Source organism: Bradyrhizobium guangxiense, assembly GCF_004114915.1.
Taxonomy (GTDB): Bacteria; Pseudomonadota; Alphaproteobacteria; order Rhizobiales; family Xanthobacteraceae; genus Bradyrhizobium; species Bradyrhizobium guangxiense.
This window is the reverse complement of the sequence record NZ_CP022219.1, coordinates 34790-49969: the sequence shown is the minus strand read 5'-3', so window position 1 is coordinate 49969 and position 15180 is coordinate 34790. Positions and strand designations below refer to the sequence as shown.

Annotated in this window: 15 protein-coding genes; 9 read left to right on the top strand and 6 right to left on the bottom strand. The window is 65.4% G+C overall.

The features are described from left to right. Positions 1-283 precede the first annotated feature (283 nt). The 4 genes from ptsP to X268_RS00190 all read left to right on the top strand — a co-directional run bounded on the left by ptsP (position 284) and on the right by X268_RS00190 (position 5796). Complete coding sequence (gene ptsP / locus X268_RS00205) at positions 284-2551, top strand: phosphoenolpyruvate--protein phosphotransferase (protein ID WP_128923065.1); 2268 nt, start codon at positions 284-286, stop codon at positions 2549-2551. A 60-nt stretch (positions 2552-2611) separates the two neighbouring features. After that, positions 2612-3697: a peptide chain release factor 1 gene (prfA, locus tag X268_RS00200; protein ID WP_128923064.1), complete on the top strand. Its 1086-nt coding sequence runs from the start codon at positions 2612-2614 to the stop codon at positions 3695-3697. Then, positions 3694-4584, top strand: coding sequence for a peptide chain release factor N(5)-glutamine methyltransferase (gene prmC, locus X268_RS00195; RefSeq protein WP_128923063.1), 891 nt, complete (start codon positions 3694-3696; stop codon positions 4582-4584). The genes prfA and prmC overlap by 4 nt, the downstream gene beginning before the upstream one ends. Positions 4585-5046: 462 nt before the next feature. Beyond that, positions 5047-5796 (top strand): DUF4167 domain-containing protein, encoded by a 750-nt coding sequence (locus X268_RS00190; protein WP_128923062.1) that lies wholly within the window; start codon positions 5047-5049, stop codon positions 5794-5796. 109 nt (positions 5797-5905) lie between these two features. Here X268_RS00190 and X268_RS00185 read toward each other — a convergent pair whose 3' ends face one another. Beyond that, positions 5906-6652 (bottom strand): class I SAM-dependent methyltransferase, encoded by a 747-nt coding sequence (locus X268_RS00185; RefSeq protein ID WP_128923061.1) that lies wholly within the window; start codon positions 6650-6652, stop codon positions 5906-5908. 108 nt (positions 6653-6760) lie between these two features. Here X268_RS00185 and gloB point away from each other — a divergent pair, with 108 nt between their 5' ends. Further along, complete coding sequence (gloB, locus tag X268_RS00180; protein WP_128923060.1) at positions 6761-7528, top strand: hydroxyacylglutathione hydrolase; 768 nt, start codon at positions 6761-6763, stop codon at positions 7526-7528. Positions 7529-7551: 23 nt separating this feature from the next. Beyond that, a complete protein-coding gene (locus tag X268_RS00175) occupies positions 7552-7974 on the top strand; it encodes a cupin domain-containing protein (RefSeq protein WP_128923059.1) in 423 nt (140 codons plus the stop codon). Between the two features lie 19 nt (positions 7975-7993). Here X268_RS00175 and yddG read toward each other — a convergent pair whose 3' ends face one another. From yddG to X268_RS00160, 3 genes are all read right to left on the bottom strand, one after another. Next, on the bottom strand, positions 7994-8863 hold the full coding sequence (yddG, locus tag X268_RS00170) for an aromatic amino acid exporter YddG (RefSeq protein ID WP_128923058.1): 870 nt from the start codon (positions 8861-8863) through the stop codon (positions 7994-7996). Positions 8864-8978: 115 nt separating this feature from the next. Continuing rightward, positions 8979-9704, bottom strand: a complete 726-nt coding sequence (phbB, locus tag X268_RS00165) for an acetoacetyl-CoA reductase (RefSeq protein WP_128923057.1) — start codon at positions 9702-9704, stop codon at positions 8979-8981. 241 nt (positions 9705-9945) lie between these two features. Next, the gene (locus X268_RS00160; RefSeq protein ID WP_128923056.1) at positions 9946-11124 is read right to left on the bottom strand and encodes an acetyl-CoA C-acetyltransferase; all 1179 of its coding nucleotides are present in this window, start codon (positions 11122-11124) and stop codon (positions 9946-9948) included. Positions 11125-11440: 316 nt separating this feature from the next. Here X268_RS00160 and phaR point away from each other — a divergent pair, with 316 nt between their 5' ends. Both phaR and X268_RS00150 read left to right on the top strand, forming a co-directional pair. Continuing rightward, on the top strand, positions 11441-12031 hold the full coding sequence (phaR, locus tag X268_RS00155; RefSeq protein ID WP_128923055.1) for a polyhydroxyalkanoate synthesis repressor PhaR: 591 nt from the start codon (positions 11441-11443) through the stop codon (positions 12029-12031). 35 nt (positions 12032-12066) lie between these two features. Beyond that, positions 12067-12684, top strand: coding sequence for a class I SAM-dependent methyltransferase (locus X268_RS00150; protein ID WP_128923054.1), 618 nt, complete (start codon positions 12067-12069; stop codon positions 12682-12684). A gap of 143 nt (positions 12685-12827) precedes the next feature. Here X268_RS00150 and X268_RS00145 read toward each other — a convergent pair whose 3' ends face one another. After that, positions 12828-13715 (bottom strand): branched-chain amino acid aminotransferase, encoded by an 888-nt coding sequence (locus tag X268_RS00145; RefSeq protein ID WP_128923053.1) that lies wholly within the window; start codon positions 13713-13715, stop codon positions 12828-12830. 142 nt (positions 13716-13857) lie between these two features. Between X268_RS00145 and X268_RS00140 the strand changes: the two genes are divergently transcribed. After that, entirely contained in the window at positions 13858-14793 is a 936-nt protein-coding gene (locus tag X268_RS00140; RefSeq protein WP_128923052.1) for an alpha/beta hydrolase, read from the top strand. A 6-nt stretch (positions 14794-14799) separates the two neighbouring features. Here X268_RS00140 and X268_RS00135 read toward each other — a convergent pair whose 3' ends face one another. Next, positions 14800-15045, bottom strand: a complete 246-nt coding sequence (locus X268_RS00135; protein WP_128923051.1) for a hypothetical protein — start codon at positions 15043-15045, stop codon at positions 14800-14802. Between the last annotated feature and the right edge of the window lie 135 nt (positions 15046-15180).

Sequence of the window (15180 nt, the reverse complement as noted above, 5' to 3'; positions counted from 1 at the left end):
AATTTTCTCTTAGCGGCCGCAGCAAACGCTGAGGTCTCCACACATTCGCGTTTGGCAGGCGTTTTGCTTGGCAAAACAAGCCCTAATTCGCTATACGGCGAACAGGGTGGGCTGCCGCAGACTGTGTCCCAGTTCAGGCCGCTGATTCGGTGCGAGCACTAAATTTCAAGAAGATTTGGGTTTGCGCCTGCGCCGGACAAACAATTTGGTTGTTTTTCTGGAATTTTAGGCCAGCCGCCGGCCGATACCGCCGGGCCCGGCAGACGGAGGAGATTGACGGTTCATGCGGAGCGCGTCGGGAGGTCCCCGCGTCTTGTTGAGACGGCTCCGCGAAACCATGGCGGAGCAGGTCTCGGCCCAGGAGCGGCTGGGCAAGATCGTGGTGCTGATCGCCGCCAACATGGTGGCCGAGGTGTGCTCGGTCTATGTGCTGCGCATCGACAACACGCTGGAGCTCTACGCCACCGAGGGTCTCAATCGCGAGGCGGTGCACCACACCGTCCTGAGCGCGCATGAGGGCCTGGTCGGCCTCGTCGCCAGCGAGGCGACGCCGCTCAACTTAAGCGATGCGCAGAGCCACCCGGCCTTCTCGTTCCGCCCCGAGACCGGCGAAGAAATCTACCACTCCTTCCTCGGCGTGCCGATCCTGCGGGCCGGCAACACGCTCGGCGTGCTGGTGGTGCAGAACCGCGCCAAGCGCAACTATGTCGAGGAGGAGCTCGAGGCGCTGCAGACCACCGCGATGGTGCTGGCGGAGCTGATTGCCTCCGGCGAGCTCTCGGCACTGGCGCAGCCGGGCCAGGAGCCGGCCGCGCGGCATTCCGCGCAGAAGGTCGGCGCCATCCTGTCGGAGGGCATCGCGCTCGGCCATGTCGTGCTGCACGAGCCGCGCGTCGTCATCAAGGACTACATCGCCGAGGACCTGCCGAAGGAAATCAAGCGGCTGGACACCGCGCTCGCCAAGCTGCGCGCCGATCTCGACCGCATGCTGGAACGCGGCGACGTCGCCGAAGGCGGCGAGCATCGCGAGGTGCTGGAAGCCTACCGCATGTTCGCCAACGACCAGGGCTGGTCGCACAAGCTGCACGAGGCGGTCGCCACCGGCCTCACCGCGGAAGCCGCGGTCGAGCGCGTCCAGTCCGACACCCGCGCGCGCATGCTGCGCTCGACCGATCCTTACTTGCGCGACCGGCTGCACGATCTCGAGGACCTCGGCTACCGCCTGATGCGGCAGCTGGTCGGCCAGGACCACGCGCCCTCACGCGAGCAATTGCCCGACAACGCGATCGTCATCGCGCGCGCGATGGGCCCGGCGGCGCTGCTCGACTACGACCGCAAGCGCCTGCGCGGCATCGTGCTGGAAGAAGGCACCGCCAACTCCCACGTCTCGATCGTGGCGCGCGCGCTCGGCATTCCCGCGGTCGGCGAGGTGCCGAACGCGCCCGGCATCGCCGATCCGGGCGACGCCATCATCGTCGACGGCACCTCGGGCGCGATCTATGTGCGGCCCTCGCAGGAGATCGAGGCCGCCTTCGCCGAACGCGTGCGCTTCCGCGCCCGCCGCCAGGCGCAATATCTGGCGCTGCGCGACCGGCCCTGCGTCACCAAGGACGGCCAGAAGGTCGAGCTGATGATCAACGCAGGCCTCGCCATCGACCTGCCGCACATCGAGGACACCGGCAGCGCCGGCATCGGCCTGTTCCGCACCGAGCTGCAATTCATGGTGGGCCAGAGCCTGCCCCGCACCAGCGACCAGCTCGCGCTCTATCGCACCGTGCTGGATGCCGCCGGCGCCAAGCCCGTCACCTTCCGCACCCTCGACATCGGCGGCGACAAGGCGCTGCCCTACATGGAAGCGGTAATCGAGGAAAATCCCGCGCTCGGCTGGCGCGCGATCCGGCTCGGGCTCGATCGTCCCGGCCTGTTGCGCGGCCAGATTCGCGCACTGCTGCGCGCCGGCGGCGGCCGCGCGCTGCGCATCATGTTCCCGATGATCTCCGAGGTCGCCGAATTCGATGCCGCCAAGGCGCTGGTCGAGCGCGAGCTCACCTATTTGCGCCAGCACGGCCACACGCTGCCTGAACGAATCGACATCGGCACCATGGTCGAGGTGCCCGCTTTGCTCTACCAGCTCGACGAGCTCCTGAAGAAGGTCGACTTCATCTCGGTCGGCTCCAACGACCTGTTCCAGTTCCTGTTCGCGGTCGACCGCGGCAATGCCAAGGTCTCCGAGCGCTTCGACACCATGTCGGCGCCGATCCTGCGTGCACTGCGCGAGATCTCGCGCAAGTGCCATGCGGCGAAGAAGTCGCTCTCGCTCTGCGGCGAGATGGCATCCAAGCCGATCGGTGCGCTGGCGCTGATTGCGCTGGGCTACCGCTCGCTGTCGCTTTCGGCGACCGCCCTCGGCCCGGTCAAGGCCATGGTGCTCGACCTCGACGCCAAGAAGGCCGAGGCGATGCTCGATCCGCTGCTGGACGCGCCCGCCGGCAGCGTCTCGATCCGGCAGAAGCTGACGGAATTTGCCGAGGCCGAAGGCCTGGCGTTGTAGCGGGCCTCGCGCCCCCTGCCTGTCCCCCTCGCCGTCATCCGCCCATCCGAGACTGAACCGATGTCGTCACTCCCCGAAGCCAAACTGGATGTGCTCCTTGCACATCATGCCTCTCTCGAGGCCGAATCGCTGGGGCAGCTCGCCTCCGAACGCTATGTCCAGATCACACGCGAGCTCGCCGAGATCACGCCGCTGATCGAAGCGGTGAAAGCTTATCGCTCTGCCGTGAAGGAGCTTGCCGACACCGAGGCGCTGATCGCCGATCCCGCAACCGATGCCGACATGCGCGGCATGGCGGAGGCCGAGCGCGACGAACTGACGCCGAAGATCGAGGAACTGGTCCAGAAGATCCGCGTCGCACTCCTGCCCAAGGACGCCATGGACGATCGCAACGTCGTGCTGGAAATCCGCGCCGGCACCGGCGGCGACGAGGCCTCGCTGTTCGCCGGAGACCTGTTCCGGATGTACGAGCGCTTCGCTGCCTTGCAGGGCTGGAAGGTCGAGGTGATCTCGGCGAGCGAAGGCACAGTCGGCGGCTACAAGGAAATCATCGCGGAGGTGCATGGCCGCGGCGCGTTCTCCAAGCTGAAGTTCGAATCCGGCGTGCACCGGGTGCAGCGCGTGCCCGACACCGAGACGCAAGGGCGCATCCACACCTCGGCGGCGACGGTCGCCGTACTGCCGGAGGTCGAGGACGTCGACGTCGACATCAAGAACGAGGATCTGCGCATCGAAACCATGCGCGCGCAAGGCGCCGGCGGCCAGCACGTCAACAAGACCGAATCGGCGATCCGCATCACCCACATCCCGACCGGCATCGTGGTGATGATGCAGGACAGCCGCTCGCAGCACAAGAACCGCGCGTCCGCCATGAACATCCTGCGCTCGCGCATCTACGACGCCGAGCGGCAGCGCGTCGATGCCGCGCGCTCGGCCGAGCGCAAGGAGAAGGTCGGCTCCGGCGACCGCTCCGAGCGCATCCGCACCTACAACTTCCCCCAAGGGCGCGTCACCGACCACCGCATCAACCTGACGCTCTACAAGCTGCCGCAGGTGATCGCGGGCGAAGCGCTCGGCGAATTGATCGACGCGCTGACCACCGAGCATCAGGCCGCACAGCTCGCCGCACAGGGCGGGGCGGCGTGACGCGCCGCGTGGGCAATGCCTTCACAGGACAATCGATCGAGACCGCACGCCGCGCGCTGGCGGCGCAGCTGCGATCCGCGCAGCTCAACGAAGCCGAGCTCGACGCCCGCATCCTGATCAGTGCCGTGCTCGGCCTCGATCTCACCGGTCTCATTGCACAGGCCGCCCGCCCCCTCACGAACGCCGAGGCGTCGCAGCTCGCGCAATATGCAGAGCGCCGGATCGCGGGCGAGCCGGTGGCGCGCATTCTCGGCACGCGCGAATTCTGGGGCCTGCCGTTTCGCCTTTCGGAGGCGACCCTGGTCCCGCGCCCCGACACCGAAACGGTGGTCGAGCGTGCGCTCGAGCTTTTTCGCGAGCAGAAGATCGTTCGCCCCCGCATCGCTGACATCGGCACCGGCTCGGGCGCGATCCTGCTCGCGCTGTTGCATGAAATTCCCGATGCGTTCGGCGTCGGCACGGATGTCAGCCTGACGGCACTCGGCACCGCACGCGACAATGCCGCCGCGCTCGGCCTCGCCGGCCGCGCCGCTTTCGTCGCTTGCTCCTATGCGTCGGCGCTCGGCGGCCCGTTCGACCTCGTCGTGTCGAACCCGCCCTATATCCCCTCGGCCGAAATTCCGACATTGAGCATCGAGGTGCGCGAGCACGATCCGCATCTGGCGCTGGACGGCGGCAATGACGGATATGACGCCTACCGCGCCCTGATCCCGCAGGCGAGCGAGTGCCTTGCCCCCGGCGGGGCGCTGATCGTCGAAGCCGGACAGGGCCAGGCGAGAAATATTGAAACCCTCATGGTGGCTGCGGGGTTAACGGTGGACAGGCCACCCAAGGCCGACCTGGCGGGCATTCCGCGGGCCGTTTCGGCCCGAAAAATGCCCCCATAAAAGCCGGATTGGCCTGCAAAAAGCTCTTGGAATATCGCTTGGGAACGACTACGTTCCGGTCAACACATCGGTGCCGGCCCCGTAGACCTACGGGTGAAAGCCGGGCTCTCGGGCGAGAGCTTTACTGATTATAGGTTCCAAGCCGCAGGTCCTGTTGAGCGCGATGGCCAGTGGAGCTGCGCTGCTCTCCGACCGCAACGTGAACGAAAGCCTGATATTGCGCTTGAAGACTTACGCAAGAAAGCTGGGCTTGTTTCGGCAAGCGAAATGAATGGGTTCGCTCGCAATCAATGCTGGCGAGTGGGGAACGCGTCTTTGTTGAGCGCGACGGTCGACGAACATTGGCAGGGATCAATCCGCTCTTGCGCGCGGTGCGCATGAGCAATGTGAGCTGCTGTCACCAGGTCACTCCTAGCAATCAGTAATGCGTGCAACCTTTAGGGCTGGAATTAAAGGCAGGACATGAGAAACGGTCAGAACAAGCAGCGGATGCGCAACCGCAACAACAATAACAACAACAACCGGCGCAGCCAGAACCCGATGACCCGGGTCTACGAGTCCAACGGACCCGATATCAAGATCCGCGGCACCGCCTCGCACATCGCCGAAAAGTATCTCCAGCTCGCGCGCGACGCGCGCTCCTCCGGCGACCCTGTTGCGGCCGAGAACTACTACCAGCATGCCGAGCATTATTTCCGCCTGATCGCGGCGGCCCAGGAGCAGTTCCGCCAGAACCAGCAGCCGCGCGGTGACGAGCCCATCAGCAGCCATGGCGACGACGGCGAGGACGACGGCGAAAATTTCTCGGCTTTCGGCCAGGAGCCTGGCTTCGTCCCGCAGCCGCCGCCGCAGCAACCCTTCACGCGCGACCGCGACGGCCAGCGCGATCACCACCAGCGTGACCATCAGCCGCGCGAGGGCCAGCCCTATCAGCGCGATCAGCAGCAGCCGCGCGAGCACCGTCCGCAGCCGCAATATCAGCCGCAGCCTGCGAACCAGCCGCAGCCGGTCATCGCCGATGCCGGCGGCGTCGACCGCCTGCCCTCCTTCATCACCGGCGCGCAGCCGCAAGTAAATGGCGGTCAGACCGGTTTCGAGGGTGGCGGCGGTGGCGAGCGCTATCCGCGCCGTCGGCGTCGGCCGCATGGCCCCCGCCCCGATCGTGAAGCGGCGCCCGCCGCGTCCAGCGACGAGGTCGCCTCCGGCGAGTAAGTCTCTTCTGATTTTCTGACGACAATCGTCCCGGCTCGCCGGGACGATTTTTTTTGACGATGATTGATGGCCACCGGCACGGAACCTCTCCCCGCCGGGAGAGGTGAAGCTAACTGCGCGTCACGGTGGTCGAGGACGGCACCAGCACGGGCTTCGCCAGCGAAGGAATCAGCCGCGCCCGCTCCCGCTTGGCGGGGATCGCGCGGTAGACCTGCTTGGTGGCCTCCACAATGTGCACGCCGGCGAAGGGCAGCGACAGCGCCGCGCCGGCACGCTCCCACATCTGCGCCGATTTCAGCACCCAGCCGCCGGCATAAGGCGGCATGAACAGGGCCTCGCCCCAGGCGGTCGGCGTGAACCAGGTCTGGCGTAACAGCTCGGTGATCTGCGAGCGCGAATAGGGCCGGCCGTGTCCGAACGGCGTGCTGTCGGTGCGGGTCCACACCCCGCGCCGGTTCGGGATCACCGCGATCACCCGCCCGGACGGCGACAGCACCCGCCATACCTCGCGCAGCAGCGCGGCCGGATCGTCCGACATCTCCAGCGCGTGGACCATCAGGATCCGGTCGACCGCGGCGTCCGGTAGCGGCAGCGAGAATTCGTCGACCAGCGAGGCCAGCGCCGGCCGCCCCGTCGGCCATTTCAGCACGCCCTGGGCCGCCGGCATGAAGGCGATGCAGCGCTCGGCATCTTCGCGGAACAACCCAAGATAAGGCGTGGGATAGCCGAGGCCGAGCACGCGCTGGCCTTCGGCGCTTGGCCAGCGTTCCCTGATGCCGCGATTGATCATTTGTCGCGCCACAATTCCGAGGCGGCGGGAATAGAACTCGCGGAGATCGACGACATCGATGGTCATGACCGCAATGTAACATGCGCCGGGCTGCGCCCGCGCGCGGAATATTGCATTGCCTGCGCAACGTTAACGCCATATTTGTCTGGCGGGGCTGAGCGCGATGGAGATGACATGGCCGCCGAAATTCGTACTTTCACCTGTTTAAACGACAATTTCGGTTATCTGATCCACGATGTCGAAACCAAAGCGACGGCGTCGATCGACGCGCCCGAAGCCGGCCCCATCGTCAAAGCGCTGGAGCGCGAGGGCTGGCAGCTCACCGATATCCTGATCACCCATCATCATGGCGATCATGTCGGTGGGGTCGCCGAACTCAAGCGGAAATACAATTGCCGCGTCGTCGCGCCGCACGACAAGACCACCAAGATCTCGAACGTCGATCTGCGTGTCGCCAATGCCGACGTGGTCAAGATCGGCAATCTGCTGGCACGCGTCATCGAGACGCCGGGCCACACGCTGGACCACATCTCCTACGTGTTCGACACCGAGAAGACGGTGTTCGCAGCCGACACGCTGTTCTCGATCGGCTGCGGGCGCGTGTTCGAGGGCACCTACCCGATGATGTGGGATTCGCTTCTGAAGCTGCGCGCCCTGCCCGACGACTTCAAGCTCTATTGCGGCCACGAATATACGGCCTCCAACGTCAAGTTCGCGATGACCGTCGATCCCGACAACGCAGCGCTGCAGGCGCGCGCGGCGGAGGTGGCGAAGCTGCGGGCCGAGAACAAGCCGACCATTCCCACACTGCTTGGCGAGGAGAAGCGGGCCAACGTGTTCCTGCGCGCCGACGAGCCGCAGATCGCAGCAAGGCTGCACATGAAGGGCGCGGATGCCGCGGCGGTGTTCGGCGAGCTGCGCGAACGCAAGAACAAGTCCTGACCAACAAATCCCGACGAGGATCGATGCCGACCGCAGCCGAGATCATCGCGCGCCTTGAACTGCGGCCGCATCCCGAGGGCGGCCATTATCGCGAGACGTTTCGCGATCAGACCACCGACGCCAACGGGCGCTCGCGCTCGACCCTGATCTATTTCCTGCTGGCACGCGGCGAGCGCTCGCACTGGCATCGCGTCGACGCGGTCGAGACCTGGCATTATTATGCCGGCAGCCCCTTGACGCTGCGCATCGCCCATGACGGCTGCTCGCAGCACCTCGTGCGCCTCGGCACCGATCTTGCGAACGGCGAACGGCCGCAGGCGATCGTGCCGGCGCAGGCCTGGCAATCCGCGGAGACGACGGGCGAATGGACGCTGGTCGGCTGTACGGTCGCGCCGGCATTCGAGTTCGCAGGCTTCGAGCTCGCGCCGCAGGGCTGGGAGCCGTAGCCTCCCCCCGGCACGACGGTCATCGCTTCCGCAGCACCATGTCCTTGGCCGCGATCAGGCCGCCGCCGGCAATCAGGATTGCGGCGATGGCGATGTTGGCGCTGGCCTTGGCAAAACCGGCGGCGATGAGGAAGCCGGTCGAGAGCAGCGGCGTCGCGTAGGAGGCAGCGCCGAGCACACGGATGTCGCCGCGCTTCATGCCGACGTCCCAGGCGTAGAATGCAGCGCCGACGGGACCGATGCCGAGCGCGATCACCGAGAGCCATTGCAACGTAGTCTCCGGCCAGACCGTGGTTTCGAGCAGGCCATGCATCAGTGCGGCGAGCACGGCCGTTGCAAGGCAGAAGCCTGCGACCGCGTCGGTCGGCACCGCCTTCAACCGGCGTGACAGCACCGAATAGGTTGCCCAGACGAAGGCCGCGATGAAGGCCGCGATCAATCCCGGCACCGCTCCCGGTGCGAAGCCGGAGGTGTTGCCGGCAAACAGCAACACGGTGCCGACCAGGCCGAGTACCGCGCCGACGATGTGATGCAGGGCGAGCCGCTCGCCGGGCAGGAACGACGAGAACAGCACGATCAGCAGTGGCCACATGTAATTCAGCAGGCCAGCTTCGGCCGGCGGCGCGAAGCGCAGCGCGAGGAAATACAGCGCGTGATAGCCGAACAGGCCGCCGACGCCCACCACCCAGACGACCAGCGGCTGACGCAGGCTTTTGGCCGCGTCGCCGCGGCCGATCCAGGTGAGCAGGCCAACGATGCCGCCGATCGCAAACGTCATCGCAGCAAGCTGGAACGCCGGGATCTTTCCAGTCGCCACCGTCGTTACCGACAGCAGCGACCACATCAGGATCGCGGTCAATCCGATTAGTGTGGCGGTGCGGGGAGTCATCGATCAAGGCTCTGAGGACGCTTATGCCCGGCACGAGGCCGGGCATTTTCGTCTTCACTATCGCCTTGTCCCGCCTGACGCTACAGGCTTTTGGCTCGAAGGCCTTGCGGTGAGGTCAGACCTGATATTGGCCGCCATTGATGGTCATCGTCGAGCCCGTGATGAAACCGGCCTCGTCGGCCGCGAGGAACACGACGGCGCGCGCGATCTCCTCGGGCTCGCCGAGCCGGCTGACCGGGATCTGCGGAATCACGTTCTTCTCCAGAACATCCTTCGGCACCGCCTGCACCATTTCGGTGTTGATGTAGCCGGGGCAGATCGCGTTCACGGTGATGCCGCCCTTGGCATTCTCCAGCGCCAGCGCCTTGGTGAAGCCGATGTCGCCGGCCTTCGCCGCGGAATAATTGACCTGGCCGAATTGCCCCTTCTGTCCGTTGATCGACGAGATCGAGATGATGCGGCCGAACTTGCGCGCGCGCATGCCCTCGATCACCTGGCGCGTCATGTTGAACAGCGAGCCGAGATTGGTGTTGATGACGGCATTCCACTGCTCGAGCGTCATCTTGTGGAAGGCGGTGTCGCGGGTGATGCCGGCATTGTTGACGAGCACCTCGATCGGCCCGAGATCGGCCTCGACCTTCTTCACGCCCCCGGCGCACGCATCGAAGCTGCTGACGTCCCATTTGTAGACGGCAATGCCGGTCTCGGCCTTGAACTTCTCCGCCGCCGCATCGTTGCCGGCGTAGCTCGCCGCAACCTTGTATCCGGCCGCCTTCAGCGCCTTGCTGATCGCAGCACCGATGCCCCGCGTACCACCCGTGACCAATGCAACACGTGCCATGTCGGATTCCTTCCCTTGGACTCTTCGGACGTTTCTGGAGTGATCGTTTTTAGCGTTGGATTATGCGGTTGGTTTGACGGACATCAAGAACAAAACGCCCGGCATCGAGCCGGGCGTTTGTATTTAGTCGAGGCCTGCGCGGTTGCGAAGAATATTTGATTTGCAACCGCTGCCTTTTTAGTCGCGTGCAACGCACTCACTGAGGTGTGCAGCGCACGCGCAAACTGCGCGTAAACTATCGTCAGTCACGTGCCAGACACATCGCGATACCCATGCCGCCGCCGATGCACAGCGTGGCGAGGCCCTTCTTGGAATCGCGCTTCTGCATTTCGTGCAGCAGCGTCACCAGCACGCGTGCGCCGGAGGCACCGACCGGATGGCCGATCGCGATCGCGCCGCCGTTGACGTTGACCTTGGCTGTGTCCCAGCCGAGGTCCTTGTTGACGGCACAGGCCTGGGCCGCAAAGGCCTCATTGGCCTCGATCAGGTCGAGATCGCCGACGCTCCAGCCGGCCTTCTTCAGCGCGGCGCGCGAGGCCGGGATCGGGCCCGAGCCCATGATCTTCGGATCGACGCCGGCCTGCGCCCAGGAGACGATTCGCGCCAGCGGCTTCTTGCCCTCCTTGGCCGCCTGCTTGGCGGTCATCAGCACCACGGCGGCAGCGCCGTCATTGATGCCGGAGGCCGAGCCCGCGGTGACCGTGCCGTCCTTCTCGAAGGCAGGCTTGAGCTTGGCCATCGCGTCGAGCGTTGCGCCATGCCGCGGATATTCGTCGGCGCTGACGACCACGTCGCCCTTGCGGGTCTTGATGGTGACGGGGACGATCTCGTCGTTGAACTTGCCGGCCTTCTGCGCGGCCTCGGCCTTCTGCTGCGAGGCGACCGCGAACTCGTCCTGCTGGGCGCGGGTGATCTGCCACTGCCGCGCGACGTTCTCGGCGGTGTTGCCCATGTGGTAGCCGTTGAAGGCATCCCAGAGGCCGTCCTTGATCATGGTGTCGACGAATTCGACCGGACCCATCTTGACGCCGCCACGCAGATACTGGGCGTGCGGAGCCATGCTCATGGATTCCTGGCCGCCGGCAACCACGATCTCCGAATCGCCGTTGAGCAGCGCCTGGTAGCCGAGTGCGACGGTGCGCAGGCCCGAGCCGCAAAGCTGGTTGACGCCCCAGGCCGGGCTCTCCACCGGGATACCGGCGCCAATCGAGGCCTGACGGGCCGGGTTCTGGCCCTGGGCGGCGGTCAGAATCTGCCCCATGATGACTTCCGAGACCCGGCCGGGCTCGATGCCACCACGCTCCAGCGCGGCCTTGATGGCGATGGCGCCGAGATCATGGGCGGGAAGGGTCGCGAACGCTCCGTTGAAGCTTCCGACGGGGGTGCGGGCGGCGCTGACGATGACGACATCGTCTGACATGGGCATCTCCTGAGGCTTGGGGTTTCTTAAAAGGGGCAGGCGGGGGCTTGGGAAAACGGCTCGCCAGTCTCGTGAGCCATCCTCTTAACGTCGTTGAGGCATGTCAATTGGCCGACGACCGAATTCATGCCGCGGCGCATTCAAAATAGCGTTCTTGGCGCTTTCGCAAGCAAGATTTTGCTCTGCGATTAACCGTGCCGCACAAAACGGTAGCGTAAGCCCTTTGAAAATGTTTATTTTGTTGCGTTGCGTACTCTTCCCGCCCTGCGGCATTGCCCGCCGGGTTCCCGTTCTCCGCGTTTGCAAGTGAGAGCCCATGGCGAAATCAGACCAACCCACGACCATCAAGAAATACGCGAACCGCCGGCTCTACAACACCGGAACGAGCACCTATGTGACGCTGGAAGACCTCGCCGCGATGGTCAAGGATGGCGAGGATTTCCTGGTCTATGACGCCAAGACCGGCGACGACATCACCCGCTCCGTGCTCGCCCAGATCATCTTCGAGCAGGAGAACAAGGCCGGCCAGAATCTGCTGCCGACAACCTTCCTGCGCCAGCTGATCCGCTTCTACGGCGACAGCATGCAGATGGTGGTGCCGAAATATCTGGAGCAGTCGATCGCGACCCTGACGCAGGAGCAAGAGAAGTTCCGCAAGCAGATCGCCAACACCCTGTCCGGCACTCCCTTTGCCCCCCTGGAGGAGCAAGTTCGCCGTAACATGGAGCTGTTTCAGCAGACCTTCTCAATGTTCAAGCCCTTCGCCGCGCCCCGCCCGGCCACCACGGCCGAGCCGGAGCCCGATGCCAATGCGGAGGCCCCGAAGGACAGCAACATCGACGATTTGCGCCAGCAGATGAAGGAAATGCAGGAACGCCTGGAGCGGATGTCGAAGAAGGACGAGTAGGTCCTTCATTCGCGCCGGCCGAGGCCAGAGTCGCCATGTCCGACCGCACCACGCACTGGCAGAACGTCTACGCCACCAAGGGCGAAGCCGAGGTCAGCTGGTATCAGGATAACCCGGCGATCTCCCTCGAGATGATCCGCGCAGCCCGTCCGGATCGCGGCGCGGCCATCATCGATATCGGCGGCGGCGCTTCGCACCTGGTCGATGCGCTGCTGCACGACGGATATCGCGACATCGCGGTGCTGGATCTCTCTGCCAATGCACTTGACGCTGCAAAGAAGCGCATCGGCACGGTCGCTTCGATGGTCGATTGGATCATTGCCGACGCCACGACATGGCGGCCGGGAAAGACCTACGATGTCTGGCACGATCGCGCGGCGTTTCACTTCCTGACCAACCCTTGCGACCGGGCGGCTTACGTCGAACGGCTGCGATCTGCGCTCGCCCCTGACGGCCACGTCATCATTGCCACGTTTGCTCCCGATGGTCCGGAGAAATGCAGCGGCCTGCCGGTGCAGCGCCATGATAGTGCCAGCCTCGCAAAGGAGCTCGGGGCGGACTTCAAGCTGGTCGAGACGCGCAGCGAGACGCATCAAACGCCGTGGGGTTCGACGCAGGCGTTTCAGTTCAGCCGGTTTCGGCGACAGAAGTAGCTCTCGTCATGGCCGGGCTTGTCCCGGCCATCCACGCATCACGACACGCGAGGAAGAACGTGGATGCCCGGGCCTTCGTCGCGCCGAAACGGCTTCGGCCGCGCAGGCGGGACAATTCCGGACATGACGGCGGAAAGTCCGGATCACGCCGCCAGCTTCACCGCATGCGCAAAGTCCCAATAGAGCTTTCGCGCTTTGGCGTAGAGCGGACCCGGCCTCAGCTCGCGCGCGTCGATGCGGATCACCGGGGCGACCTTGGCGAAATTGCCGGTGGAGAAGATCTCGTCGGCGACCAGAAAGTCGGCATAGCGTAGCGCCTTCTCGACCACGGTGACGCCGTCGCCGCGAAGCAGGTCAATGACGCGCCGGCGCGTGATGCCGTTGAGGAAGGTGCCGTTGGGAACCGGCGTGTAGACCACGCCGTCCTTGGCCATGAACACGTTGGAATTGCCGAATTCGGCGACGTTGCCGAGCATGTCGAGCATCAGCGCGTTCTGGAAGCCGCGCGAAGCGGCTTCCGCCAGCGCCCGCGAATTGTTCGGATAAAGGCAGGCCGCTTTCGCCTCGACCGGCGCGCATTCGGCGGTGGGCCGGCGGAACGGCGACAGGGTGATGGCGTTGCCGACGGGCTTTGGCATCGGCGCCTCGTAGATGCACAGGCACCAATTGGTGGTCTCGGGATCGAACAGCACGCCGCCGCCCGAGCCGTTCTGCGCCCAATACATCGGACGGATGTAGAGCTCGGCATTGGCCGCGAAGCGCGCGATGCCTTCGGTTGCCAGCGTGAGCCAGGTGTCAGTATCGACCACCGCCTTCAGGCCAAAATTGATCGCGGATTGATTGGCGCGCGCGACGTGACGGTCGAGGTCGGGCGCGACGCCCTCGAACGCGCGCGCACCGTCGAACCCCACCGAGCCGAGCCAGGCCGCATGCGTGCGCGGACCCATGATCGGCACATTGCCGTCGTGCCATTTGCCCTCGAAGAAGGTCCAGCTCGGCGAATATTCGATCGGCTTCCTGATCTCGGCCATATCAGGCCTCCCCTTGGAACTATCCCGGCACTATTGTCCCCAATTTCTAAACGATTTGCTGCGGGGATTGGCCGCCTCCCCTGGAGGGGAGGGTCAAGCGTGACAAACCGGCTATAATGCCGCCCACGATACGGAGTGCCCCATGCCGCTCGATCCGCTCGCAAAGCGCTTGTTGACCATGATGGCTGCGGCTGCGCCGCAGGCGCGAGGCCGGCCGAGCGTGGAGGCGCGGCGGCAATCGCTGGCAAAGCTGATGCAGCTCGCGCGCGCCGATGCGCCGGATGTGACGACACGCGACGGCGTGCTGCCCGGCCGCGCCGGCGAACTGGCTTATCGCCTCTACACGCCAGCAAATGCCGACGAGCTTGCGCCGGGCTTCGTGTTCTTTCATGGCGGCGGCCTCGTCGCCGGCGGCATTGCCACGCATGACCGCATCGCGGCGGCGCTGGCGCATGCCACCGGCTGCCGCCTCGTCTCGGTCGACTACCGGCTCGCGCCGGAGCACAGATTTCCGGCCGCCGTCGAGGACGCGATCGCCGCCACCGAATGGGTTGCGCGCGAGGCCGCATCGCTCGGCATCGATGCGGATCGCCTCGTGGTCGGCGGCGATTCCGCCGGTGCAACGCTCGCTGCGATCGTATGCCAGGAGGCGGCGCAAACCGCCGGCCTCGCCATCGCCGCGCAATGCCTGATCTGCCCGGTGCTGGACTTCGAGGAAACCTCGCCTTCACGCGAGGCCTTTGCCGAGGGCCATCTGATTGATCGCGTCACCATCGAGGCCGATCTTTCCGACTATCTGCCAGACGGCATCGATGCTGCCGACCCTCGCGTGTCTCCCTTGCGCGCCACACGGTTCACAGGCCTGCCGACCGCGATCATCCACACGGCCGAGTACGACCCGATGCGCGATGAGGGCAATGCCTATGCCCGCAAGCTGCTCGCCGCAGGTGTCACCGTCGAGCATGTCTGCCACGACGGCATGGTTCACAATTTCCACGCCATGAGTGCGATCCTGCCGCAGGCGCAGCTCGTGCTGTCGCAGATCGGCGAGCAGGTGCGGCGAGCGGTGGAGAGGTAGTGCAAGTCACGCACGCGCGTCGAGCACGGCCCTGGCTGCCATGACATAGTCGGGCCAATGCGCGTCCGCGTAGCGCTCCGCCCGGCGGGCGCAGGTGACGTCTGGCGCATGCGCGGCGGCAATCATGCGGGCAAAGCGTTCCTCGGCAACCGTGGTGTCATCGGGCATGGGCGCAGGTGCGGCCGCGACCACGGTCGGAGCGACGGCGAGCCCCGCCATTCCAGCGAGCAGGATGCGGCGTGACGTGGTCATGGCTGTCGTCCTCCATTGTCCGGCCGACTGCGGCCCGCGAGCGAGTCGGTGCAACCATGGCAAGGTAGCTGCGCCTATCGATGCCGTCCATGGCTTGCGGATAGCGCTTGACCGCGGCAACGATCACGTTCCATC